We start from the raw sequence: 23,628 nt of genomic DNA on the forward strand, positions 1-23,628 counted from the left end.
CCGGCCGGCCGCTCTCCTCCGAGGGGTGCCGCCCGCTGGGTGGACACGCTGTTAAATTGCGAAGATGCATGACCAAACGCCCTGTATCGATTTCAGCCAGCTCGAGTCGATCTACGCGCCGCTGGCCGAATCGATCCGCCGGCTCGTCGACGTCAGCATCCGCACCGAGGCCGGGCCCGCGGCGGTGGCGGCCGCCACGTCCAAGATCAACAGTGCCGCAGCGGAATTGAGCCAGGCGATGAAACCCGGACCGTTCGGCGTGCACCGGAATCCGGATGGCCAGACCATCGCCTGGGGCAACGCCGTGGTCGGCGTGCGCAACCCGATCGCGCCACCGCTGGTCATCCATCATGATCCCGGCGGGCTGGTGTGGTCGGAGTTCGTCCTGGGCGCCGCCTACGAAGGCCCACCGGAGACCGTGCACGGCGGTGTGTGCGCGCTGGTGCTCGACCATGTGCTCGGCGCGACCGCGCACCAGCCCGACAGGCCCGCTTTCACCGGCACGCTCACCCTGCGATACCGCCGTCCCACGGCGCTGGGACGGCCGCTGCGCGCGCAAGCTCGCATCGAGCGCACCGAGGGCGTCAAGACGTTCGCCGTCGGTCACCTGGCCGACGAGGACGGCGTCACCGTCGAAGCCGAGGGGATTTTCATTCATCCCAGGCGGGCCCCGGCATAACGAACCTCGACGACGGGGTCAGGTCCTCGTCGCGGCCCGCTCGACGTCGAGCAGCTGCTCGCCGCGTCGTTCGTCGTCGTAGGCCTTACGCCCGCCGCGCAGACCGAACAGCCGTTTGGAGATCAGCAGGTAGATCACCGCGGCGACATTGATGGTGAACGTCACCAGCCGGGTCATCGTGATGCCCTTGGCCAGATCGTGAATCTCCAGCGGCAGGAAGACCGAGGTGGCGATCACGGCGAAGTATTCGCCCCAGCGCTTGAGCAACCACAGGCCGACGCCCTCGACGACCTCCAACAGTGCATAGCCGACCAGCATCAGGGTCAGCAACGCCAGCGTGGACGGCTTGGCGGCCAGCGCCTTTTCCAGCTCGTGCACGATGGTCATCTGGTCGACCTTGAAGCCGGCGGCCCGGAAGATCGGCAGGTCGCGCTCGAGGGTGGCCTGAATGGCGCCCCGCGCACCGCGGAACTTCCACACCGCGTAGGCCGCCAGCGCGATGACCACCGCCCGGAACAACCGTTCCACCGCGAGGGCCCGAATGATGATGGCCTGGCGTAAGGCCTTGCCGCGCATGATCATCGGCGCGTCCTCGGCGGGGCCGCGCCCGTGGGCCGGGCCGACGGTGAATTCGCCGCACCGCAGGCAGCGCCATACCTCGCCCAGGCCGGTGGTGCCGTTCAGCCGTTCGGCGAGTGCCTGCTCGTCGGGTGCGTAGGTGGCGTGTCCCGCGAGCGCGCAGGTGACCAGCTCCCACCGATTGAGACCGCGTTCTTTGGGCATGGCCGATCATCGACTGCGGGTGGCCGGCCGCGCAAGGGGGCGCGCACCCGGGCGTCAGGAGCGTGGGCTTAGGTGCCACGACGTTTCGCAGCCCGGGCGGGACTACCCCGCTTGTGGTGTCTGCGATTCGCTCAGCGCCGCCGTCTCGTCGGTCAGATGTTTTCCGATGTCGCGGATCTGCCGTGCGCTCAGCGGGCACAGCGGGTGTACGGCCACCATCAGGGAAACGCGTCCCCGGTCATCGAAAACCGGTGCGGCGATGGTCACCACGGGTTGCTTCCGCCGGCCTGGGTTGTCGTCGGAAAGGAAGCCGATGGTGGTGAACTCGACAAGCAGTTGGTCCATGATGTGGCGCACCGGCGTCGGCATCTCGCTGCTGTCCAAGGTGCCCACCACCTGGACGGCCTGGGCCAGCGCGGGCGTCGTCCAGTCGACGTCGAATCCCCGCTCCCGCGTGTGCGCGAGCACCTGTTGGAGGCGCTGCGTGCGATCGGCATTGGCGCCCGCACCGCGGCGGACCCAGGCGCGTTGTTCCTCGTCGGTGTCCCAAGCCGCCATCGCGACGCCGAACGGCGGCGTGTATGGGATGCGATCGCCCGGTATTCCCGACGGCTGGGTGGCGGGTTCGCCCTCGAAGGCGGTGACCACCAGGGAATCCCCGAACTTCTCGACCACCGAACACGCGTAGCCGACCTCGCGGGACAGGCGCAGCGCCGCCGAACGGGCCGCATGCGCGAGGGGTCGGGCGGTGTCGGTGCGGGCGGCCACCACCGCGAGCGCGGGCCCCAGGGCGAACGTCTTCGTGACCGGGTCGCGACTGGCCCACCCGCGGTCGCACAACGTCTTCAAGATCGCGTGCGCCGTCGCCTGGGTGAGATCCAGCTCGCGCACCACGTCGGAGAACCGCAGCCGCGCACTTGGAGACCGCGCCAGGAGCTCGACAACATCGAGCACCCGGGCGGTCGGCGCTGACGTCGATCCGCGAATCGCTTGACTCCTTCGCTGCACGATTTTTACAGTTATGCGAGCATTCGAGATTCTATATCGAATATTCGAGAAAGTTAATACATTGCGCGCTGTGGTGCTACGAGACGGCCGGTTGCAGGTCCGCGACACGCCCGACCCCCGGCCCGGGCCGGGCGAGTTATTACTCCGCACGCTGAGCACGGCGATCTGCGCGTCCGACGTGCACTTCATCGACCATCCGGAACTCGCCATCGACGACCCGACCGGCCGCTCCCTCTACGACACCGACCGCGACATCGTGCTCGGACACGAATTCGTGGGCGAGATCATCGGGCATGGCCCCGGCTGCACGGACCAGTACGCCGTCGGTACCCGGGTGACGGCCATGCCGGTTCGCCTGGTCGACGGCGGTGCCGGTGGAATGCGCATCATCGGTCAACATCCCGAGGCCCAGGGCAGTTTCGGTGAGCTGCTGGTGGTTTCGGAAGCGGCGGCAAAGCCCGTCCCCGGTGACGTGTCCAGTGACGCCGTCGCGCTGACCGACGCATTCGCCGTCGGCGAGTTCTACGTGCGGTCGGCGCGAATGCAACCGGGGGAAGTCGCCGTCGTCATCGGCGCGGGGGCGATCGGGCTTTCCGCCGTCGCCGCCCTGTCCGGACGCGGCGTCGAACCCATCATCGTCGCGGACTACAAATCCGACCGGCGCGAGCTGGCCCGCGACCGCTTCGGGGCGCACGTGCTCGTCGACCCCTCCGTGAAGTCCCCCTTCGACGCGTTCAACGAGGTTCGCGCGCAGCGCGGATTGCCCGGGCCCGCCGTCGTATTCGAATGCGTCGGTGCGGCCGGGCTCATCCAGCATCTGGTCGAATCCGCCGAGATGGGCACCCGAATCTATTGTGCGGGTGGCTGGTACACCGGCGACACCCTCGACATCACCACCGCCACCCGCCAAGGCGTGACCATTCAGTTCGGCGGCGGGCCGCACCCGCAGGATTGGTACGGCACGCTTGACGCGATCGCGTCGGGGCGGCTGGACCCGCTACCCAGTGTCGGCAAGATCATCGGCCTCGACGAGGTGCCCGACGCCCTCGAGCTGGCCCGCAGGTCCGACGGCCCACCCCGGATCGTCGTCCGTCCGAATGGAGATCGCCCGTGAGTGAAAGAGATGACCGGCAAGATATTTCGGATCTGCTGGTGCGCTATGCCACGGGGATCGACCGGCGCGACTGGCCGCTGTTTCGCACCGTGTTCACCGACGACTGCGTACTCGACTACGGCGAGATCGGCCGGTGGAACGGCGTCGATGCCGTCGCCGACTTCATGGAGCAGGTACACGCTTTGGCGGGACACACGCTGCATCGCCTGACGAATCAGGCCATCACTGTCGACGGCGATAGCGCCACGGCGCGGACCTACATCGACGGGCTGATCATGGCGGGCGACAACAGCTCCGGCGTCAATGCGATCGGTTTCTACGATGACGAGATGGTGCGCACCCCCGCGGGGTGGCGCATCGCCCGCCGTCGCTACACCCAGGTGCGGATCACGACGGTCGGGGCCCCGTAGATGACGTTCGCGACGAAGTACGGACCGTGGGCGCTGGTGGCCGGCGCCTCCGACGGCGTGGGCGCGGCGTTCGCCGAAGCACTGGCCGAACGCGGTGTCAATGTCGTTCTGCTCGCCCGCCGTCAGAGCGTTCTGGACCGCGTCGCAATCGAGATCGAAACCAAGACGTCGGTGCAGACCCGCACTGTCGCTGTCGATCTCGCGCGGCCGGGTGCGGCGACGGCGGTCGCCGCGGCCACCAGCGACCTGGAGATCGGGATGCTCGTCTACTGTGCGGGTGCCGACCCGAACTTCGCACCGTTCCTTGCCAATTCGATCGAGGCCGCCGAGGCGATGGTGCATCGCAACTGCACGGTCCCCATGCAGTTGTGCCATCACTTCGCACCGGCGATGGTCGAGCGGGGCAGTGGCGGCATCGTCCTCTTCGGCTCCGGGGCCGGGCTGGCCGGTGGGCCCAACATGGTCGCCTACGGCGCCTCCAAGGCTTTCGACATGGTCTTCGCCGAGGCGCTGTGGGCCGAACTGCACGGCACGGGTGTCGACGTGCTGGGCCTCATCCTGGGCAAGACCGATACGCCGGCCCTGCGCGCTCTCGAATATAGCCGCGGCCAGATCGGCTCGCCCGACGAGGCGCCGCCGGACGCGGCGGCCGTGTCGGACGTCATCGCCGAGGCGTTCGAGAACCTGGGCAACGGCCCGACGTTGATGGTGGGCGACACCATGCGCGCCGCCGCGCAACTGCTGGCGTCGCTGAGCCGCAATCAGGCCGTCGAGCTTTTCACCCAGGCCGCCGCGGCGGCCATGGGCCCGGACGATTAGCGATCAGTGGGAACCGGCCCCGTTCGCTGTGCGTCGTAGTGGATAGTGACGAGGTTTGCCAAAGTTCGAAATCAGGGCAGCCTAACTTTTGCTTCCATACGTCCCTGGTCAGCAAATATAGGCTCGGGTAGATCGCTGGTTTTGTCGACCCGCCGCGTTGCTGACGGTGTATGTCACGGGTAGCTTGGGTAACCAGTTCGCCACGGCAACCGAGCCTAAGTACCCACCACCCGATCGCCGCTCCCCGCGAAGGATGACGATGCTCGCCATAGACAGGCCCGCGGCTGCCGTCACCACGGCACACTGGCGGCGCCGCACCCTGATCCGTTCGGGGTTGATCACCGGCGCATTCATCGCCCCGGCCGTGGTCGTCCGGATCGCCGGCCTGCACACCGGCGCGGTGCCCGCCCTACTGATCTTCGGGGCCGCGGTGGTGGCGGCCAGCTTCTTGCTCGCCTGGGCCGCCGAGGCCGCCCAGATCGATGTGTCCGGCGGGCTGGCGACGGCGCTCCTCGCCTTGATCGCGGTCCTGCCCGAATACGCGGTCGACCTCTACTACGCGTACGTGTCCGGGCACAACGCCGAATACACACAGTACGCCGCGGCCAACATGACCGGGTCGAACCGGCTGCTGATGGGCCTGGGCTGGCCCGTCGTGGTGCTGGTCAGCATCCTGGTGGCGCGCAAGACCGGATCCGGGAAAACCACGGGTTTGTCCCTGGAGCCAGCAAACCGCGTCGAACTGGGATTCCTGCTGATCGCCGGTGTGATCGCGTTCGCGGTACCGGCGAGCGGCGAGATTCATTTCGGGCTCGGGTTGGCGTTGCTGGCCTGGTTCGGGTTCTACCTCTACAAGATCAGCCACGGCGAAGTCGAAGAGCCCGACCTGATCGGCACCGCCGCCGCGTTGGGCGAACTGCCCGACGGCCGCCGGCGCATCGCCGTGGTCGGCCTCTTCGTTGCCTCGGGCGCGGTGATTCTGCTGTGCGCCAAGCCGTTCGCCGACAACCTGGTAGCGGCGGGCACCGAACTGGGCATCAACCGGTTCCTGCTGGTTCAGTGGCTGGCCCCGCTGGCCTCCGAGGCCCCCGAGTTCATCATCGCGACCATTTTCGCCACCCGTGGCAAGGGTACGGCGGCCATCGCCACGCTGATCTCCTCCAAGGTCAACCAGTGGACCCTGCTAATCGGGTCGTTGCCGATCGCCCACCTGCTCGGTGGCGGCGGGTACTCGCTCTACCTCGACTCCCGCCAGGTGGAGGAGATGCTGCTCACGGCGACCCAAACGATGATGGGCGTGGCGCTGATCCTGGCGCTGCGTTTCCACCGGGGCGCGGCGTTGACGCTGCTGGGATTGTTCGTCGTCCAGTTCGCGATCGTCTCGACGCACGGCCGGCTGCTGCTCTGCGGTGTCTACACGGTGGTGGCCGTCGTCGCGCTGATCCGCTACCGGCGCCACCTGGCGCCCACCGTCCGGGCGCCGTTCGTCGGGACGGCCGTCCGCCACAGCGGTCACCCGTTACATCCGGTGCCGGACCCGTAACGCCCCACGATCGCGCACCGTATACGGTCCAGGTATGAACCGAGTGTCCGTGATCACAGGCGGGGCGGGCGGTATGGGCCTGGCCACCGCGAAAATCGTCGGCCGCGACCACACCGTGGTGCTCTGCGACGTCCGGCAGGAGCGGCTGACGGAGAGCGCCACCACCCTGCGCGAACTCGGGATCACTCCCACGCTCGCGAACTGTGACGTCACCGACCGGCGAGCTGTCGCGGACCTGCTCGGCACCGCCACGAACCTCGGGACGATCGTCTCCGTCATCCATACCGCGGGGGTGAGCCCGAGCATGGGCCCCGCCGACTACGTCATGCGGACCAATGCGGTCGGCACCGTCAACGTCGACGAGGAGTTCTATGCGCTCGCCGGCGAGGGCGCGGTGATCGTCAACGTGGCCTCGATGGCTGCGCACATGTTGCCCGCGGAAATCATTCCGGCAGAACAATTCCCGCTGGCGCTGAACGACGTCGACGCCTTCATGGACGCCATGATGGCCGCGTGCGGCATCGCCCCCGAGGAGGCGCGCCCCGGGCTCGCGTACGCCCTGAGCAAGAGCTTCGTGAAGTGGTACAGCCAGTCGCAGGCGGAGCGATTCAACGCGCGCGGATTGCGCATCGTCTCGGTTTCCCCGGGGTCGATCGACACCGAGATGGGCAGGCTCGAGGAGGAGGCGGGCGCCGGTGCGATGGTGGCCGACGCCGCGGTCCCCCGGTGGGGCAAGCCGGAGGAAATGGCGGAGCTGCTCGCCTTCTGCGCCAGCGACAAGGCCGGCTACCTCACCGGCACCGATATCCTCAACGACGGCGGGGTGATCGCGTCGATGACCGAGCGAGCCCGGGCGGCCGCCGCCAGCTCAGCCTGAAGATGCGGGCGCACACCGTGTTTCACCATCGACGGGGTGCGCGACATTCCGCGGTGGCGCGGCCGTGCGGTGTATCCACTCTCGGCGCCGTAACCGCCAGGTCCGGCGAGCGTACTCCAGCTCGGTATAGGGCCATTGGGTGACGATGCGACCGGTGGGCGAACGAAAGTAGCTGTCGCACTGCGTCCAGATGGTCCGTGCCAGGTCCGCGGAAAGCTGGTCGTTGAACCGCTTTTCGGCCTCGGGATGCACATCGAGGTATCCGCCGCGGCGGGCCAGCCGGCTCACCGCGCTGGCGACCAGCCGCGCCCCGGCCTCGAGGATGTAGACGATGGAGTTGCCGCCCTGGTTGGTGTTGGGGCCATACAGCATGAAGAAGTTCGGGAATCCGCTGACCGCCACCCCCAGGTAGGCACATGGGTCATCACCCCAGTGCTCGTGCAGCCGCCGGTCGCCGGCGCCGGTGACCTCGACGCCGGACAGGTAGCGGGACGTCTCGAAACCGGTCGCCAGTACGATCACGTCGCAGTCGATTTCGCGACCCGACGCGCTGATCACCGATGTCTCGCCGATCCGCGCGATGGGGGTGGTGACCAATTCGACGTTGTCCCGCTGCAACGCCCGGTAATAGTCGTCGCCCAACAACACTCGCTTACAGCGGAACGGGTAGTCGGGCGTCAGCGCCCGGCGCAGCGGCTCGTCGTCGACGGTGCGGTCCAGAAACGACGTCGCGATCTGCGTGCGCGCGGTGACCACGGGGTCGTCGGCGAAGGTCGCGGTGTTGTCGTGCTGGAATTTCCAGATCTGCCAGCGGGTGCGCCGCAGCGCGAGGGGGCTGCGTCTGAACCGGGTCAATTCGGTTGCGCTGTAAGGGCGATCGTCCTTGGGCACCATCCACGGCGGGGTGCGCTGGAAAACCGTGACGTGCCCGGCGGTCTTCGCCAGCTCGGGCACCACCTGTACCCCGCTGGCGCCGGTCCCGATCACCGCCACTTTGCGTCCCGCCAGATCGAGGCGGTGGTCCCACTGCGCGGTGTGCAGCACCGGACCGGCGAACCCGGCCAGGCCGTCGATGTCGGGTACCTTGACGGAACCGAACAGGCCGGCGGCGCACACGACGACGTCGGCGGTCAACGTGGCGGAAGTCCCGTTCCGGTTCAATCGGCACTCCCACGCCCGGGCGCGCGGGTTCCAGTGCAGGGACCGCACCGTGGTGTCGAGCATGAGGTGGCGCCGCAGATCGAAATCGTCGGCCACCGATTCGAGGTAGGCCAGGATCTCGGGCTGCCGCGCGTAGGTGCGGCTCCAGGATGTGTTGGGCGCGAAGGAGAACGAGTAGAGGTGGCTCTGGATGTCGCAGGCGGCCCCGGGATAGGTGTTGCGTCGCCAGGTGCCGCCGACACCGTCGGCCCCCTCGATGATCACCAGGTCGTCGATGCCGGCGCGGCGCAGCGCGACCGCGGCACCCAGACCACCGAAACCCGCCCCGATGATGGCCACCTTCGGCGACCGGCGACGCCGCGTCGCCGCCCGCATCCGCCCAACAGCGTAGAGCCATCGGGCTTTTCGGCTTGTCACGGTCCGTCCTGCGTGCGGTGGATCAGCAGTCCCGCCAGGTCTCCGTCGGCACGCCAGTGCTGCAGGATGTCGGCGTACTCGGTGGGTGCGCCGAAGAAGAAGCTGCCCTGCCGCGTCTTGGCGTCGGCCTTTCCCTCCCGGTTGTAGTAGCCGGGTGTACACGTCTTGGCGCGCTCCGCGCTCGCCGTCGACCGCGCCACCACCGTGTCGACCCAGGCGGCTTCGGCGCCGGGTGAGGCCTCGAGCTCGGTGATGCCGCCGGCGAGTGCCGCCGCGATGATCCAGGCGACGTGGGTTGCCTGCACGTCGAGCAGGTAGGGGAAGTTCACCGTCAGGCCGGCCTGGGCGATGCTCTCGATGAAGCAGTTCGGGAATCCGGTCGTGCACAGGCCTTGGAAGGTGCGCACGCCGTCGTCCCAGTGCTCGCTCAGCGTCACCCCGTCACGGCCGATCAGGTCGAATCCGGTGCGACGACAGTAGTCGGTGCCCACCTCGAAACCCGTTGCGAAGATGAGGCATTCGAGTTCGTAGGTCACGCCGTCGACAACCACGCCGGCTTCGGTGATGCGCTGCACCCCACGCCCTTGGGTGTCGACCAGTGTGACGTTGTCACGGTTGAACGTCTGCAGATACTCGTCGTGGAAGCAGGGTCTTTTGCAGAAGTACCCGTACCACGGTTTGAGCGCCTCGGCGGTAGCGGGATCCGCGACGATCGCGTCGACCCGTGCCCGGATCTCGTCCATCTTGGCGAAGTCGGCCAGCTCGATGTCGCGGCCACGTTTTTCGGGATCCGCGAGGCCGTCACCGTCGTGACGCATGACCGGAAGCTTGCGGGTGATGCTCGTCCAGGCATCGGCGACCAGATCCTCGTCGGCTTGGCCGCCGGCGGTGAGGATTTGGAAGTTCTGGATCCGCCGGTGTTGCCAGCCCGGCCGTAACGCACTGGCCCACTGCGGATCCGTGGCACTATTGGCCCGCACATCCACCGACGACGGCGTGCGCTGGAACACGTAGAGCCGCCCCGCCGCCGGGCCGAGGTGCGGTACACACTGGATCGCGGTGGCGCCGGTTCCGATGATGCCGACGCGCCGGCCGGCCAGATTCTGCAGGTTCTTCCCGGTGTAGGCGTAGTCCCAACGGCTGGTGTGGAACGCATGCCCGCCGAACGCGCCGAGTCCCTCGATGCCCGGCAACTTGGGCTTGGCTTGGTACCCGTTGGCCATGGACACGAACCTGGCCCGCATTTCGTCGCCCCGGTCGGTGCGGATGATCCAGCGCGATTCGCCTTGGTCCCAACGGATTTCCCGCACGTCGGTGCGCAGGCAGGCGTCGCGGTAGAGGTCGTAGTGTCGGGCGATGCGCTGGCAGTGGGCGAAGATCTCGGGACCCTTGGCGTACTTTTCGGTGGGGGTGTAGCCGAGTTCCTCGAGCAACGGCATGTACACGTACGACTCGACGTCACAAGCGATTCCGGGATAGCGGTTCCAGTACCAGGTGCCGCCGACGTCGGCCGCCCTGTCGATCAGCCGCACGCTGCGCACGCCGAGCTGGCGTAACCGCGCCCCGGTCAGCAGTCCACCGAACCCGGCGCCGATGATGGCCACATCGACGTCGTCGGTGAGTGGCTCGCGGGCGAGGTCCCCGTTCGCCCACGGGTCCTCGGCGAACCGGGCGAACGCGCCCGTCATCTCCACGTACTGGGCGACGCCGTCCGCGCGTAAGCGGCGCGCGCGTTCTTCGGCGTACCGGCGTCGCAGCGCGTCGACGTCGAGGGCCTGGCCAACGGTCTCAGTCACGGACTCGAGTTCCTCTCCGTGGCCACGACTATATAATCAATCGCTTGATCATATCAAGGGATGTTCGCGACATCGGCGGCGTTTGCCCGCCGCTATGCGCGCCGCTCCGCGGCGAGAAGCGTCCCCCTGATCAGCGCCTTGGCCGAGGCCAGCGCCGCATGGTAGTCCTCGGCCGGCAGCGTCGCCGCCAACTCGACCAAGCCGTAGATCAGCGCGTAGATCGCCTCGACGACGCTGTGCCGATCGCCGGCGAGCTCGCCGCCGCGGGAAGCGTCGTCGACGATGCCGTCGATGATTTCGCGGAATGCCCGGAACCCCGGGTTGCCCGCCTCGTGTGCATCCAGGGCGATGGCGCTTTCCGCCCGGATCACCCACTCGAACGCCGCGAGATCGGGGTACTCGCGCATCAGTCGGCCCGACTCGTCGAGGACCGCTTCTATTCGCGCGATGGCATCGCCGGGACGGGCGGCCGCCCGACGCAGCCGCGGGACCGCGACGTCGGTCCGCGCCGCCACCGCGGCCTTGATCAACTCGGCCTTGTTCGGGAAGTAGTTGTACAGGCTCGCACTGGTCACGCTGGCGGTGCGGGCGATCTCACGGATCGTCGCGTGGGCGTATCCCGCGGAGGCCACGCACCGCATGGTGGCGACGATGATCCGCTGGCGGGTTTCCTCGCCGCTGGCACCAACCGGGCGTCCGAGTTGCGCCCGTGTCACGGGGCCACCTTCACTGGTCGCATCCTGTCCGTCGGCCGACCGTCCGACACATCGAATATAATCGAGCGATCAATTTCCCTTGACGGTTTCGGCGCGGAGGTGCGCAGTGCGTGACCAACGGCCCGGCGGCGGGTGGCGCGCGGCATGGCCGTGACGCCGTCGCAATTGGGCCGGCCCGTCGGCGCCGACGGTGAGTGGACCCGCGCGCGCATCATCACCGCGGCGATGCGCCGGGTGGCCGAGGCGGGCTACGCGCGTGCGACGATCCGGGAGATCGCCCGGGCGGCCGATATGACCAGCGGCAGCCTGTATCACTACTTTTCGAACAAGTCCGAACTGCTCGAGGCCACCGTCGCCGAAATGGAGCGCACCGCACTCCCCCGGCTGCGTGCCGCTGCCGGGCGGGACGACGACGCCGTCGATCGCATCGTGGCGGTGCTCGACGAGTCGAGCCGGTTGATGCGCGACTATCCGTACCTGGCCGCCTTCGAGCGGGCGATCCGGGTGGCAGGCAACGAGCGCCGCGGCGGCACCCGGGTGCAGTATTCCGGACTGAAAGCGTTGCGCGACATTATCACTGAGATTGTCGGGGAAGCCCACGCGCGCGGGGTACTGCCTGCCGGCACCGATCCGGATGCCGCGGTGAATGCGATCCACGCGCTGGCCCGCGGTCTCACGGAACGGGCGGCCAACCTGGGCCCGGAGGCCTATGCGGCCACGCTGGCCTCGGCTAAGGGGCTACTGCGGGGAACACTCTTCGCGCGCCCGGCACGGCCGTAGCGGTTGCGGAGTTGGCCCCATCGGCTCGGCGTGTGATCGGTCATCAAAGAGGGGCCCCTCGGGCGCCTGAACGCGGTCATCCACCCCCGCCACGGTTCACGCCGTGAAACCGTTCACCCGCGCAATTTTTCGAGCCCGGCGACGATGAGCCGCAACCCGAAAGCGACCTCGTCGGGCATCGCTCGCGATTGGCCACGCGTTCGGCCCCGTCGCCGGGTACTCGATCAGCAGGGACACCCATGCGGAGCGGCTGGAAAAGTGGCGGTACGATCCGGATCAACCCCCTTGACAGCGAGGACAATTCGTCATGCTCCTCCCCTTGGCCGCGGAGCCCTTCACCGCTCCGACCGAGCGCGACATGCTTCCCTCGGAACGACGCGCATTCGTGCGCACCCATCGCACCTGCGTGTTCGGCTACCGCCGACGCGACGACGGCCCGGGCATGTCGGTCGTGTACTACATCCCCACCGACACCGACGAATTGCTCGTCTCCACCATGGCCGGCAGGGGCAAGGCCCGCGTGGTCGAACGTGACGGCAGAGTGAGCCTGTGCGTCCTCGACGAGCGGTGGCCGTTCGCCTATCTGCAGGTCTACGCCGACGCCACCGTCGAGCAGGACCGGGATCTGGCGGTCGACGTGATGATGGCGGTTGCGGGCCGAATGTCCGGCCGGCCACTCGGTGACGAGGCCCGCCCGCACATCCAGGCGATGTGCGAACGCGAGGACCGCGTGGTCATCCGCTGCCGCCCCTACTCCACGTACGCGACGCCGCCGCGGCATCTGCACCGCAACGACCAGGCCCGAGAACTGAGCCATTGGGTGTCCGGTGTGATGCCTTGGGACGCCGCCGATCCGACCGCGGATTGATCACCCCGCGTAGCGATCCCGCAGTTTGGTCAGCGTCGCCTCGATGCCCGAGGCGTTCGCCTTGGCGAACCCCATCCGCTCGTAGTACCTCAGTTTGTTCTTGAGCGCACCGGCATCGCGGTAGTCGAACGTCTCGGTAACCTGCGTCAGGGTGGGTGAGAGCGCCTCGAATTCCCACCGCCAGCGGTGACCCACCGGGTGGCGCCATTCGACCACTTCGTTCGGCTGCAGCGCGGTGATCGTGCAGGTGATGCGGTAGGGCACACCGAACATCTTCATATTCGTCGAAAACTTCGAGCCCTCAAGGAGTTGCGACGGCATGGCGGCGTTGTCGCGCACCGTGCCCGACCCGTCGAGTTCGTGGTGCCGCCGCGGATCGGCGACGATGGCATAGAGCTCGGCCGCCGGCGCGGCCACCTCGACCCTGCGACTCACCTGGCGGGGTCCCCGGTCGACGACAGTGACGGTCATTGCGAATCTCCTTTCCGCTACCCGGCAGCGTAATCCCGTTCAGTTCCGCGGCTCGGGAAGGCTCGGGTCCCACACCGGCGACGGCTCGAAACGCGCCGGCCAGAAGCCGGATTTGGTCAACCGCGCGACCTCTTCGCGCAACACGACCCCGATCTTCGCCGCGAATTCGCGGGGCAGTTCCAGCGCCGAGGTGGCGGCCACGCCGAGCTGGTGGTTGATCTGGGGTTCGCGGATCGAGGTGCACCGCAGCCGTCCCGCCTCCACGTCGGCGCCGCACGCCGCCAAGGGCAGCACCGCGTACCCGAGCCCCGACTCGACCAGGCGCTTGGACACCTCCACCGAATCGGTCGAAAAGCGGGCCGTGATGGCCACTTTGAGGCGAAGTGCGGTGTTCTCCAACGTGTTTCGAATGCCGGTCTGTGCGCTGGGCATGACCAGCGGTAACTTGGCCAGCTCGGTGAAGCGGATCGGGCTGGCGGGCGAGAGATCCGACGCGGGCCCTCCGACCAGCAGGAGGTCCTCGACCACCAGGTGCCGGTAGAAGAGCCGGTCGTCGGAGACCGGGTTGATCACCGCGAGGTCGACCGCGCCTTTGAGCAGGCGCTGCACCAGATCGTCGGTTTCGGCCACGGCGACGTGGAAATGGACATTCGGGAACGCGGCGCCAAGGCTTGCCAGCAGCGGCGCGGCCAAGACGCCGGCGGCGGTGGGCACCATGCCGAACAGCAGTCCCCGCTCGATCCGCGCCAACGGCGATCCGGCATACCGGAGGGCGAGCTCCAGCTGACGCAGCGGCGCGGCCGTCGAGGAGCGCAACCGCTCGCCCTCCTCGGTGAGATGCACGCCCCGCCGGGTCCGCTCGAACAGCGTGATGCCGAGGTCCTCCTCCAACAGCCGGATCTGGCGACTCAGCGCCGGCTGGGCAATTCCCAGCACCGCGGCCGCGCGGGTGATCGAGCCCTCCTCCGCGATCCGCAGAAAGTACTTCAGCCGGTGGGTATCCATCGCCTCCACATCTACCAGCCATATAAATGCGGCATGACTGCTTTCCCGAATTGGTATTACCTGCTGGCCGTGATGCCGCCATATCGTCGACGAGGTGGGGTCGGCGATGCCGTCCCGGTCTGGCTGACGAAAGGTCGACGATGACGGTTCAGGACGATCAGGACTGGGTGCAGCTGCTCGGGTTGGATCGGTTGCCGGAGCACATCGTCGGTAAGCGCGTGACCGAACTGATGGACCTGTCCGGCAAGAAGGCCTTCGTCACCGGTGCCGGCGGCGACGGCCTGGGGCAGGCGATCGCCAACCGGCTGGCCGGCTGCGGCGCCGAGGTGGCGCTCATCGGTCGCACCTTCGAGAAGGTCGAACGCCGCGCGAAGGAAGTCGAGCAGCGCTGGGGGGTGCGGGCCATTCCCGTCAAAGCCGACATGTCCGACTGGGACCAGGTGCACGGCGCGGTGCGACAAGCCCACCGCGAACTCGGTGGGCTCGACATCATGGTGAACAACCCGGTGATGGTCGCCGCCGGCCCTTTCGAGAAGCAGACGAAAGACGAGATCGACTACACGGTGCTGGGCAGCCTGACGATGATGATGTATGGGGCGCACGCCGCCCTTGAGCACATGCTCGACCAGGGCTCCGGGAAGATCATCAACATCGGCTCGGTCGGCGGCCGCATCCAGCAGCGCGGGCTGGTGGTGTACAACGCGTGCAAGGCCGGGGTCATCGGGTTCACCCGAAACCTCGCGCACGAGGTCGCGCTTCGCGGCGTCAACGTCTTGGGCGTGGCGCCGGGCATCATGATCAAACCGGAGATGCGCCGGTACCTGCTCGACCCTCAGGACGACAAACAACGCGCCGGCCGCGGCGCCATCCAGGAGGCGATCACCCACCAGGTCCAGCTGGGGCGCGCCTCGTTGCCCGAGGAAGCCGCCAACATGGTTGCGTTCCTGGCCTCCGAGGCGGCCGATTACCTGTGCGGGCAGACCATTGACGTCGCCGGCGGGCAGTGGATGGGCTGACCACTGCCGCAGTAACTTTCACGAGGGACACCAGGGAGATAGCCGTGCCGACAACCGATGAGGTGATGGATCAGGCCGCGGCGCAGACCGGCCTCACCGACTTCGGCGACGACTCCTTCACCGAAGGCCTGAACGTCCTGTTGTCCGCGTTGCGCGACGAAGCGCAGCTGAATGAACGCGGCGGAGCCTTTCTGCGGCAACGCATCGTGGGCTATCTGTCGCAGCGATTACAGGTCGAGGACTGGTTTCGGCGGCACCCGGAGATCGGCGACGTGCCCATCCGTGAACCGCTGGTGGGTCTGGGATTGCCCCGGACCGGATCCACCGCCCTGTCGATGCTGCTGGCCCAGGATCCCGAGGTGCGGTATCTGCGCCGGTGGGAGTCGGCGCAACCCTGTCCCCCGCCGTCGACGGTGCGGGGTGTCGATCCACGCGTCCCGCCGGACAAGGGGGAGATGATCGGCACCCGCTACCACGTTCCCGGCGACACGCACGGCCCCATGGAGTGCCACGAGCTGATGGCGCTCGATTTCAAGTCGCACATTTTTCAGTCGTTCGCCGAAATCCCCTCGTACTCAACGTGGCTGGTGCAGTACGCCGACCTCACCCCAACGTTTCGCTACCAGCGCCGCGTGATGCAACTCCTGCAGTGGGGTGAACCGGAGCGGCCGTGGCGGTTGAAATGCCCGTCACACGTGTTGTGGCTCGACGCCCTGGACGCGGCGTTCCCCGACGCGCGATTCGTGATGACCCATCGCGACCCCACCGACGTCCTGTTGTCGGTGGCCGATCTGTATGCGGACATCATCGGGTCGTTCAACACCCGGATCGACCGCCGCTACATCGGTCGGCTCAACGTCGAGCATTGGTCGCTGGGCATGGAGCGGGCGCTGGATTTTCGCGCCGCCGGCGCTGACGATCGCTTCTACGACATCGACTTTCGCGCCATGCAGGCCGGCCCCATCGGCGAGGTCGCCGGGCTGTACGCCTGGCTAGGGGTCCCGGTGTCCGCCGAGTTCGAAGCGCGGATGCGCAGTTGGTGGGGGCACGCCGCCTCCGAGCGTGAGCCGAGCTCGCACGCCGACCCGGTGGAGTTCGGTATCGATCTCGACGACGTTCGCCCCCGGTTCGCCCGCTATGTGGACAGCGCGCGGCGGTGGACGCGGCATCCAAACGTAAGGAGCGAGAAGAGCAATGGCTGTTGACCTCACCGGCGGTATCGACCCGTCGCGCGAGTATGTGCTGGCGCAACGTCCCAAGGATCCCGAGATGCGTGACTCGGTGAGCTTCTGGGTCGTCGACGACCGCGGCGAGATCGGCCTGCCGCGCATCGGAATCGAGGCGGTGGGCGCCAATTGGGACTTCCACGACATTCAAGTCAACGCCGCGTTTCCCGACGGGCGGGTCTACCGGCTGCGCACCAACGGGCCGTCGCTGCCCACCCGCGGGGCCGACGGGCGGCCGACCGTGCTGGGCGCCGGCGGCCTGGCATTTCAGTGCATCGAACCCTTCGATACCTGGACGATGTCCTACGACGGACCGGCGATACAGACGTCGTCGGCCGACCTGGTCGACGGCAGGAAGGAGGGCCCCTCGGTCGACATCGGCTTCCATGTCGAAGCGAAGATGGCCGTGCCCCCGTGGGTCCAGGGCGCATTGCAGCGCGACGCCGGCACCCAGCTCGAAACCACCGCCGTCGGCGAGATCATGGGCGGCCCACGGTATGAGCAATTATTCACCGCCACAGGGGAATTCCGGGTGGCGAACGAGAGCCACACGTTCACCGGGAGCGGCCTGCGGATCCGCCGTACCGGGGTGCGTAAACTCGCCGGCTTCTGGGGACACTGCTGGCAGTCGGCCGTGTTCGGCAGCGGCTGTGCCTTCGGCTACATCGCCTACCCGCCACGTCCGGACGGCCGGCCCACCTTCAACGAGGGATTCATCTTCACCGGCGACGGCGGCCTCGTCCCGGCCCGGGCGATCCGGGCGCCATGGCTGACGCGCCTGCGACCGCTCGGCGAGGACGTTTCGCTGGTGCTTCAGACCGCCGACGGCCTCGTCGAAATCGACGGTGAGACAGTGTTTTCCACCCACGACATCCAGCACGACGATGACATGTACTCCATGCACGCCCTCAAACAGGAGATGGCCGAGTTCCCCGCCGTCCAGCAGGCCGGTGTGCGCTACCGATGGGACGGCGAAGAGACATACGGCATGCTGGAACGCTCCAACCCGCTCGACAAGATCGCGCGCGACTGAAAGGAACCCACACCACACATGAGCCAGTCACTCTCGGGAAAGGTCGCGCTGATCACCGGTGCCGCGCGCGGGCAGGGCCGGGCGCACGCCGAGCGTCTTTCGGCCGAGGGCGCCGACATCATCGCGGTCGATCTCGCCGGGCCGCTGCCGCCGAGCGTCCCCTACGACTCGCCGACGCCCGACGATCTGGCCGAAACCGCGCGACTGGTGGGCGCCCACGGCCGGAGGATCATCACCGCCGAGGCCGACATCCGCGACCTGGATGCGCTGTCGGCCGCCGTGGATGGCGCGGTGGGCGAACTGGGCCGGCTCGACGTCATCGTCGCCAACGCCGGGATCTGCAGCCCCGCACCCTGGGATCAGATCACCGCGCAGGCATTCCGAGAAACCATCGACACCAACGTGATCGGCACCTGGAACACCGTGATGGCCGGGGCGCGCCACATTATCGACGGCGGCCGCGGCGGCTCGATCATCCTGATCGGTTCGGCGGCCGGCATCAAGATGCAGTCGTTCATGATCCATTACACCGCAAGCAAACACGCCGTGGTCGGGATGGCGCGGGCGTTCGCCGCCGAACTCGGCCGGTACAACATCCGCGTCAACAGCCTCAACCCCGGGGCGGTCGCCACCCCGATGGGCACCGGCCGGATGCGGGAAGCGCTGCAAGCGGCCGCCGACGACTACCCGCACCTGCGCGGCATGCACAAGCCGCTGCTGCCCGAGGGGATTGCGCAGCCGGAGGACATCGCCGACGCCGTGGCCTGGCTGGCCTCGGATCAGTCCAGATTGGTTACCGCAACCCAGGTTTCGGTCGACATCGGTGTCGGGTACGTCTGATGCGCGGCCTGGCCGACAAGGTATTCCTGGTCGCCGGAGGGGCCACCGGAATCGGCGCGGCCACCGCCCAGCGCCTTGCCGAAGAAGGCGCTCACGTGGCGATCGGTGACAACAACATCGCCGGCGCCACCGTCACCGCCGAGCGGATCGAGGCGACCGGCGGCCGGGCCATCGCGGTCGAATTCGACCTCGCCGACGAACGGTCCGTGCGGCGCCTGGTCGAGACGACCCTGCACGAGTTCGGGGCCCTGCACGGCCTGCACAACGTCGGCGCCGACCTGTCCGAGGACAACCTGGGACGCGACACCACGATCCTCGATACCGAGCTGGACGTCTGGCAGCGCACGCTCGACGTCAACCTGATGGGGTATGTCCGCACGATCCGCGCGGTCCTGCCGCACCTGCTCGCCCGGGGCGGGGGCAGCATCGTGAACACCTCGTCCGGCGCCGCCCTCGGCAGCGACCCGTCACACGTCGCCTACGGCGCCTCGAAGGCCGCCGTGAACCACCTGACCCGGCACGTGGCCGTCAATTGGGGCAAACACAACATCCGCAGCAACGGCGTCATGCCCGGCCTGGTGATGGGCGAAACCCAGGAGCGGCAGAACGACGTCGCGCTCCAGCAGGCCTTCCTGACGTTCGGCAAGACCAGCCGGCTGGGTACGCCGGGTGACCTTGCGGCGATCACGGCGTTCCTGCTGTCCGACGAGGCCGAGTGGATCACCGGTCAGGTCTGGTACATCGGCGGTGGATCGCACCTGCGGCAATAGCCCGAATCGCGGGGGCAGGCACAATGGTGGGATCAAGACCTGCAGCGGGGTAGCGAGAAGGAGCGGCATGCCCACCAGCGAATATCGGGTGAACGGGATGACGTGCGCGCACTGCGAGGCCGCTGTCCGCAGCGAGGTGTCCCGGATCCCCGGCGTCGACGGCGTGACGGTCAGCGCCGACACCGGCCGGCTCGTCGTCACCAGTGCGGCCCCCATCGATGCCGACGCCGTCCTCGCCGCGGTCGACGAGGCCGGCTACCAGGCCGTCCCGGTCGCATGAGCACACCCCCGCGGCACATCAACGAGGGCGTCCTCCCCGACGGCAACGATTCGGCCGCCACATTCCCTATCGAGCTCGAGGTCACCGGGATGACCTGTGCCTCGTGTGCGGCCCGGATCGAAAAGAAACTCAACAAGCTGGACGGCGTCACCGCCACGGTCAACTACGCGACCGAGAAGGCCGCCGTCACCGCCCCCGCCGGATACGACCCGCGGCTCCTGATCACCGAGATCGAAAAGGCCGGCTACGCGGCCGCCCTGCCGCGACGCTCGCCGCAGCACGACCCTGAGCTGACGTCGCTGCGCAGGCGTCTGATCACCGCGACCGTGCTGGCCGGGCCGGTGATCGCCATGGCGATGGTTCCCGCGCTGCAGTTTCACCACTGGCACTGGGCATCGCTGGCCCTGACGGCTCCGGTCGTCGTCTGGTGCGGGCTTCCCTTCCACGCGGCCGCCTGGACCAACCTCAAACACGGCGCCGCCACCATGGACACCCTGGTCTCTATCGGGACACTGGCCGCGTTCCTGTGGTCCCTTTATGCGCTCTTCCTCGGGACCGCCGGGCAACCGGGCATGCAGCACGACTTCGAGCTGACCATCGGGCGCGACGACACCCCCTGCCACGTCTACTTCGAGGTGGCCGCGGGCGTGACCCTGTTCGTCCTGGCCGGCCGGTATTTCGAGAAGCGGGCCAAGGGGACCGCCGGCGCCGCGCTGCGCGCACTGCTGGCACTGGGCGCCAAGGATGTCGCGGTGCTGCGTGCCGGCGCCGAGACCCGCATCCCGATCGAGCGGCTGGCGGTCGGCGACGAGTTCGTCGTGCGTCCCGGCGAAAGGATCGCGACCGACGGGATTGTGGTCGCGGGTTCCTCGGCCGTGGACGCCTCGATGCTGACCGGCGAGTCCATCCCCGTCGAGGTCGGCGATGGCGACGCCGTCACCGGCGGCACTGTCAACGCCGGCGGCCGGCTTGTCGTGCGCGCCACCGGGATTGGCGACGACACTCAGCTCGCGCAGATGGCCAAGCTCGTCGAACGGGCCCAATCCGGCAAGGCCCAGGTGCAGCGCCTCGCGGACCGCGTCTCCGGCGTGTTCGTTCCCGTCGTCATGGTGCTCGCGGTCGCGACGCTGGCCGGCTGGCTCACGGCGGGCTTCTCGCTCACCACCGCGCTGACGGCGGCCGTCGCGGTGCTCATCATCGCCTGCCCGTGCGCGATGGGACTCGCGACGCCGACCGCCCTTCTGGTCGGCACCGGCCGAGCGGCTCAGCTCGGCGTCCTCATTCAAGGGCCCGAAGTGCTCGAATCCACCCGGAAGATCGACACGATCGTGCTCGACAAGACCGGCACCGTCACCACCGGCCGGATGACCCTGGTCGACGTGATCTGCGGGACCGGGACCGACCGCGCGACGCTGCTGCGCTACGCCGGGGCCCTGGAAGCCGCCTCCGAACATCCCATCGCGCAGGCGATCGCCCGCGGCGCCACGGCGCAACTCGGGTCGCTCCCCGCGCCCGCCGACTTCACCGGGGTTCACGGCGTGGGCGTGCACGGCACGGTCGACGGCCATGCCGTCGTCGTCGGGCGTGCGGACCTGCTGACCGAGCGCGGGGTGCGCCTCGACGCCGCGCTGTCGTCGGCCAAAGCCCGCGCCGAGCGCGAGGGCAACACCGCCGTCGCCGTCGGCTGGGACGGCCTGGCCCGGGGAATCCTGGTCGTCGCCGATACCGTCAAACCGTCCAGCGGCGAAGCCGTGCGGCAATTCCAGCGGCTGGGCCTGTCCCCGGTGCTGCTCACCGGCGACAACCACACCGTCGCCACCCGCATCGCCGACGAACTGGGCATCGCCGAGGTGATCTCCGACGCGATGCCGGTCGACAAGGTCGCCGCCGTCAAACGCCTGCAAGCCGAGGGCAAGGTGGTCGCCATGGTCGGCGATGGCGTCAACGATGCCGCCGCGCTGGCCGCCGCCGATCTGGGCCTGGCGATGGGCACCGGCACCGACGTCGCGATCGAAGCGGCCGACCTCACCGTGATCCGCGACGACCTGCGTGCGGCCGTGGACGCGATCCGGCTCTCCCGGCGCACGCTTGCCACCATCAAGGCCAACCTGGTGTGGGCCTTCGGCTACAACCTCGCCGCGATCCCTATCGCCGCGCTCGGCATGCTCAACCCGATGCTGGCCGGCGCCACCATGGCACTCTCCAGCCTTCTCGTCGTCGGCAACAGCCTGCGGCTGCGCTCGTTCGCCAGCGTCATCACCGACGCGTGAGCCGCGCCCAACGGGCCTCCCGCGACCGGTCGGCCCCCACACAGAAACGGTCGGCCGGCGGGTCGCGATCGTATGGGATAGTGGGTCCGGCCGCCGTCTCGCGAAACCCCGACCGGCCCCTCGACGATCACGACAATCACCTTCCCCTCGCGCAGCGATCGATCTAGCAAAGGTCACGACCGTTGGAGCAGTTCTTCGGACAGCTGTCCTTGCTGCACGGCTGGTTTCCGCCGGCCGTACAGGGCCTGGCGGTGCTCGTGCTGGTCGTCGCGATCCAATGGCGCACGCGAAGCTGGCTCAAGCGAGTGATGCCCGTGGCGTTGATCGCGGCCGTCGCGGTGACCGCGCTTTCGCGGTGGTACATCACCTCGCTCGGGGTGGCCGGGGACCCGGCACCGACGACGCTGTGGTTGTGGATCGGGCTGAGCGGTCTGGCCGCCGCGGTTTTCCTGGTGGGCTGGCGGGGCGTGCGGTGGTGGCGTCGCGGCGTGGCGGTGCTGGCGATACCGCTGTGCGTCCTGTGTGCGGGCATGGCGCTGAACGGCTGGGTGGGCTATTTCCCCACGGCGCTGGCCGCGTGGAATCAGCTCACATCGGTGCCATTGCCCGACCAGATCGACCGGCTGCGGGTCACCGAAATGCAGATCGCCGGGACCAGGCCGACCAAGGGTGTGGTGGTGCCGGTGGACATCGACGACAACGCCTCCCACTTCGCCCACCGCCGTGAGTTGGTCTACCTGCCGCCCGCATGGTTCAACAGCAATCCGCCGCCCCGGCTGCCGGCCGTCATGATGATCAGCTCGGCCTTCAACACCCCGGCCGACTGGCTGGGCCCCGGCGGCGCCTTCACCGCCATCGACAACTTCGCGGCCGCCCATCACGGGTTCTCCCCGGTGCTGGTGTTCGTCGATCCGACCGGTTCATTCGACAACGACACCGAATGCGTCAACGGCCCGCGCGGCAACGCCGCCGACCACCTGGCCAAGGACGTGATCCCGTTCATGGTGTCGAACTTCGGCGTCAGCGGGGATCGCACCAACTGGGGCGTCGCCGGATGGTCGATGGGCGGTACCTGCGCCGTCGACCTGGCCGTCACGCATCCGGAGCTGTTCAGCGCGTTCGTGGACATCGCGGGTGACCGCGGCCCCAACGTCGGCCCCAAGGACCAGTCGGTCGCGCGCCTGTTCGGCGGCGATCAGGCCGCTTGGGCCGCCTTCGACCCGGTCACCGTCATGACGAAGCACGGCCACTACACCGGCCTGTCGGGATGGTTTGACGTGCCGGTGTCATCCGGACCTCGCAACGTGGCCGAACAAGCCAACCCGACCCTCACCGTGTCCAGCATCGACCCGGCCGCCAACCCCGAGGGCCAGGACGCCGCCGCGAAGTCGCTGTGCGCGGTCGGCACCGCCAACGGCATCACCTGTGCGGTGGTCACCCAGGAGGGCAAGCACGACTGGCCGTTTGCCGCCCAGGCGTTTGCCACCGCCCTGCCGTGGCTGGCCTCCACGGTCGGAACCCCCGGCGTCGAACCCGTGCAGCTCCCGCAACGGACCGCCGGGGAACCGCACTGATTCCCGCTGGTCGGTTCGCGTTCACCGGCCGCAGCGGGAGCAGTCGAGAATTCACAACTGACCCTCCCGTAACGCAGCCGACTTATGGGCGCTCCGAATGGTACGGTTCGCTGCTGTGGCCTCGATGTTGTGCACGAACGGCGGTTCCCGCGGGGACCCGCGTGTTACGCAA

At 68.2% G+C, this 23,628-nt stretch carries 23 protein-coding genes; 16 read left to right on the forward strand and 7 right to left on the reverse strand.

The window, feature by feature from the left end:
• The first annotated feature begins 64 nt into the window (after positions 1–64).
• Positions 65–679: a PaaI family thioesterase gene (locus tag EPN51_RS05235; RefSeq protein ID WP_293038198.1), complete on the forward strand. Its 615-nt coding sequence runs from the start codon at positions 65–67 to the stop codon at positions 677–679.
• An 18-nt stretch (positions 680–697) separates the two neighbouring features.
• Here EPN51_RS05235 and EPN51_RS05240 read toward each other — a convergent pair whose 3' ends face one another.
• Both EPN51_RS05240 and EPN51_RS05245 read right to left on the reverse strand, forming a co-directional pair.
• On the reverse strand, positions 698–1,462 hold the full coding sequence (locus EPN51_RS05240) for a DUF2127 domain-containing protein (protein WP_293038201.1): 765 nt from the start codon (positions 1,460–1,462) through the stop codon (positions 698–700).
• 102 nt (positions 1,463–1,564) lie between these two features.
• The gene (locus EPN51_RS05245; RefSeq protein WP_293038415.1) at positions 1,565–2,416 is read right to left on the reverse strand and encodes a helix-turn-helix domain-containing protein; all 852 of its coding nucleotides are present in this window, start codon (positions 2,414–2,416) and stop codon (positions 1,565–1,567) included.
• A gap of 124 nt (positions 2,417–2,540) precedes the next feature.
• Between EPN51_RS05245 and EPN51_RS05250 the strand changes: the two genes are divergently transcribed.
• The 5 genes from EPN51_RS05250 to EPN51_RS05270 all read left to right on the forward strand — a co-directional run bounded on the left by EPN51_RS05250 (position 2,541) and on the right by EPN51_RS05270 (position 7,233).
• Positions 2,541–3,584: a zinc-binding dehydrogenase gene (locus EPN51_RS05250; RefSeq protein WP_293038204.1), complete on the forward strand. Its 1,044-nt coding sequence runs from the start codon at positions 2,541–2,543 to the stop codon at positions 3,582–3,584.
• Positions 3,581–3,994, forward strand: coding sequence for a nuclear transport factor 2 family protein (locus tag EPN51_RS05255; RefSeq protein WP_293038207.1), 414 nt, complete (start codon positions 3,581–3,583; stop codon positions 3,992–3,994). The genes EPN51_RS05250 and EPN51_RS05255 overlap by 4 nt, the downstream gene beginning before the upstream one ends.
• A complete protein-coding gene (locus tag EPN51_RS05260) occupies positions 3,995–4,813 on the forward strand; it encodes an SDR family NAD(P)-dependent oxidoreductase (protein ID WP_293038209.1) in 819 nt (272 codons plus the stop codon).
• Positions 4,814–5,066: 253 nt separating this feature from the next.
• A complete protein-coding gene (locus tag EPN51_RS05265; protein ID WP_293038212.1) occupies positions 5,067–6,356 on the forward strand; it encodes a sodium:proton exchanger in 1,290 nt (429 codons plus the stop codon).
• Positions 6,357–6,390: 34 nt separating this feature from the next.
• A complete protein-coding gene (locus tag EPN51_RS05270; RefSeq protein WP_293038215.1) occupies positions 6,391–7,233 on the forward strand; it encodes an SDR family oxidoreductase in 843 nt (280 codons plus the stop codon).
• Here the strand turns inward: EPN51_RS05270 and EPN51_RS05275 are convergent.
• From EPN51_RS05275 to EPN51_RS05285, 3 genes are all read right to left on the reverse strand, one after another.
• Complete coding sequence (locus EPN51_RS05275; protein WP_293038417.1) at positions 7,225–8,769, reverse strand: NAD(P)/FAD-dependent oxidoreductase; 1,545 nt, start codon at positions 8,767–8,769, stop codon at positions 7,225–7,227. The genes EPN51_RS05270 and EPN51_RS05275 overlap by 9 nt on opposite strands.
• A 38-nt stretch (positions 8,770–8,807) precedes the next feature.
• Positions 8,808–10,607 carry an NAD(P)/FAD-dependent oxidoreductase gene (locus EPN51_RS05280; RefSeq protein ID WP_293038218.1) on the reverse strand — a complete coding sequence of 600 codons (1,800 nt, stop codon included), beginning with the start codon at positions 10,605–10,607 and terminating at the stop codon, positions 8,808–8,810.
• 92 nt (positions 10,608–10,699) lie between these two features.
• Positions 10,700–11,323, reverse strand: a complete 624-nt coding sequence (locus EPN51_RS05285; protein ID WP_293038221.1) for a TetR/AcrR family transcriptional regulator — start codon at positions 11,321–11,323, stop codon at positions 10,700–10,702.
• A 144-nt stretch (positions 11,324–11,467) separates the two neighbouring features.
• Between EPN51_RS05285 and EPN51_RS05290 the strand changes: the two genes are divergently transcribed.
• Complete coding sequence (locus EPN51_RS05290) at positions 11,468–12,103, forward strand: TetR/AcrR family transcriptional regulator (RefSeq protein ID WP_293038224.1); 636 nt, start codon at positions 11,468–11,470, stop codon at positions 12,101–12,103.
• A 307-nt stretch (positions 12,104–12,410) separates the two neighbouring features.
• Positions 12,411–12,971, forward strand: a complete 561-nt coding sequence (locus EPN51_RS05295) for a pyridoxamine 5'-phosphate oxidase family protein (protein WP_293038227.1) — start codon at positions 12,411–12,413, stop codon at positions 12,969–12,971.
• Here EPN51_RS05295 and EPN51_RS05300 read toward each other — a convergent pair whose 3' ends face one another.
• A complete protein-coding gene (locus EPN51_RS05300) occupies positions 12,972–13,442 on the reverse strand; it encodes an SRPBCC family protein (protein WP_293038230.1) in 471 nt (156 codons plus the stop codon).
• Positions 13,443–13,481: 39 nt separating this feature from the next.
• On the reverse strand, positions 13,482–14,447 hold the full coding sequence (locus EPN51_RS05305; RefSeq protein WP_293038233.1) for a LysR family transcriptional regulator: 966 nt from the start codon (positions 14,445–14,447) through the stop codon (positions 13,482–13,484).
• 140 nt (positions 14,448–14,587) lie between these two features.
• On the opposite strand from EPN51_RS05305, the gene EPN51_RS05310 reads away from it, so the two are divergent.
• From EPN51_RS05310 to EPN51_RS05345, 8 genes are all read left to right on the forward strand, one after another.
• A complete protein-coding gene (locus EPN51_RS05310; RefSeq protein WP_293038236.1) occupies positions 14,588–15,463 on the forward strand; it encodes an SDR family NAD(P)-dependent oxidoreductase in 876 nt (291 codons plus the stop codon).
• A gap of 44 nt (positions 15,464–15,507) precedes the next feature.
• Positions 15,508–16,668, forward strand: coding sequence for a sulfotransferase (locus EPN51_RS05315; RefSeq protein WP_293038239.1), 1,161 nt, complete (start codon positions 15,508–15,510; stop codon positions 16,666–16,668).
• Positions 16,658–17,722, forward strand: coding sequence for a hypothetical protein (locus EPN51_RS05320; protein ID WP_293038242.1), 1,065 nt, complete (start codon positions 16,658–16,660; stop codon positions 17,720–17,722). The genes EPN51_RS05315 and EPN51_RS05320 overlap by 11 nt, the downstream gene beginning before the upstream one ends.
• Positions 17,723–17,740: 18 nt before the next feature.
• The gene (locus tag EPN51_RS05325; protein WP_293038245.1) at positions 17,741–18,562 is read left to right on the forward strand and encodes a mycofactocin-coupled SDR family oxidoreductase; all 822 of its coding nucleotides are present in this window, start codon (positions 17,741–17,743) and stop codon (positions 18,560–18,562) included.
• The gene (locus EPN51_RS05330) at positions 18,562–19,332 is read left to right on the forward strand and encodes an SDR family oxidoreductase (RefSeq protein WP_293038248.1); all 771 of its coding nucleotides are present in this window, start codon (positions 18,562–18,564) and stop codon (positions 19,330–19,332) included. The genes EPN51_RS05325 and EPN51_RS05330 overlap by 1 nt, the downstream gene beginning before the upstream one ends.
• A 67-nt stretch (positions 19,333–19,399) precedes the next feature.
• The gene (locus EPN51_RS05335) at positions 19,400–19,612 is read left to right on the forward strand and encodes a heavy metal-associated domain-containing protein (protein WP_293038251.1); all 213 of its coding nucleotides are present in this window, start codon (positions 19,400–19,402) and stop codon (positions 19,610–19,612) included.
• Positions 19,609–21,882, forward strand: a complete 2,274-nt coding sequence (locus EPN51_RS05340; protein WP_293038254.1) for a heavy metal translocating P-type ATPase — start codon at positions 19,609–19,611, stop codon at positions 21,880–21,882. Before EPN51_RS05335 ends, EPN51_RS05340 begins: the two co-directional genes overlap by 4 nt.
• Before the next feature lie 182 nt (positions 21,883–22,064).
• Positions 22,065–23,456, forward strand: a complete 1,392-nt coding sequence (locus tag EPN51_RS05345; RefSeq protein WP_293038256.1) for an alpha/beta hydrolase-fold protein — start codon at positions 22,065–22,067, stop codon at positions 23,454–23,456.
• Positions 23,457–23,628 lie beyond the last annotated feature (172 nt).

Source organism: Mycobacterium sp. (assembly GCF_004298145.1).
Lineage (GTDB): Bacteria > Actinomycetota > Actinomycetes > Mycobacteriales > Mycobacteriaceae > Mycobacterium.

Excerpts from the sequence above, each read along its gene's own strand:
- EPN51_RS05235 (WP_293038198.1), top strand. The coding sequence starts at position 65 with ATGCATGACCAAACGCCCTGTATCGATTTCAGCCAGCTCGAGTCGATC.
- EPN51_RS05240 (WP_293038201.1), bottom strand. The coding sequence starts at position 1,462 with ATGCCCAAAGAACGCGGTCTCAATCGGTGGGAGCTGGTCACCTGCGCG.
- EPN51_RS05260 (WP_293038209.1), top strand. The coding sequence starts at position 3,995 with ATGACGTTCGCGACGAAGTACGGACCGTGGGCGCTGGTGGCCGGCGCC.
- EPN51_RS05265 (WP_293038212.1), top strand. The coding sequence starts at position 5,067 with ATGACGATGCTCGCCATAGACAGGCCCGCGGCTGCCGTCACCACGGCA.
- EPN51_RS05270 (WP_293038215.1), top strand. The coding sequence starts at position 6,391 with ATGAACCGAGTGTCCGTGATCACAGGCGGGGCGGGCGGTATGGGCCTG.
- EPN51_RS05275 (WP_293038417.1), bottom strand. The coding sequence starts at position 8,769 with ATGCGGGCGGCGACGCGGCGTCGCCGGTCGCCGAAGGTGGCCATCATC.
- EPN51_RS05290 (WP_293038224.1), top strand. The coding sequence starts at position 11,468 with ATGGCCGTGACGCCGTCGCAATTGGGCCGGCCCGTCGGCGCCGACGGT.
- EPN51_RS05295 (WP_293038227.1), top strand. The coding sequence starts at position 12,411 with ATGCTCCTCCCCTTGGCCGCGGAGCCCTTCACCGCTCCGACCGAGCGC.
- EPN51_RS05300 (WP_293038230.1), bottom strand. The coding sequence starts at position 13,442 with ATGACCGTCACTGTCGTCGACCGGGGACCCCGCCAGGTGAGTCGCAGG.
- EPN51_RS05305 (WP_293038233.1), bottom strand. The coding sequence starts at position 14,447 with ATGGATACCCACCGGCTGAAGTACTTTCTGCGGATCGCGGAGGAGGGC.
- EPN51_RS05310 (WP_293038236.1), top strand. The coding sequence starts at position 14,588 with ATGACGGTTCAGGACGATCAGGACTGGGTGCAGCTGCTCGGGTTGGAT.
- EPN51_RS05320 (WP_293038242.1), top strand. The coding sequence starts at position 16,658 with ATGGCTGTTGACCTCACCGGCGGTATCGACCCGTCGCGCGAGTATGTG.
- EPN51_RS05325 (WP_293038245.1), top strand. The coding sequence starts at position 17,741 with ATGAGCCAGTCACTCTCGGGAAAGGTCGCGCTGATCACCGGTGCCGCG.
- EPN51_RS05330 (WP_293038248.1), top strand. The coding sequence starts at position 18,562 with ATGCGCGGCCTGGCCGACAAGGTATTCCTGGTCGCCGGAGGGGCCACC.
- EPN51_RS05335 (WP_293038251.1), top strand. The coding sequence starts at position 19,400 with ATGCCCACCAGCGAATATCGGGTGAACGGGATGACGTGCGCGCACTGC.
- EPN51_RS05340 (WP_293038254.1), top strand. The coding sequence starts at position 19,609 with ATGAGCACACCCCCGCGGCACATCAACGAGGGCGTCCTCCCCGACGGC.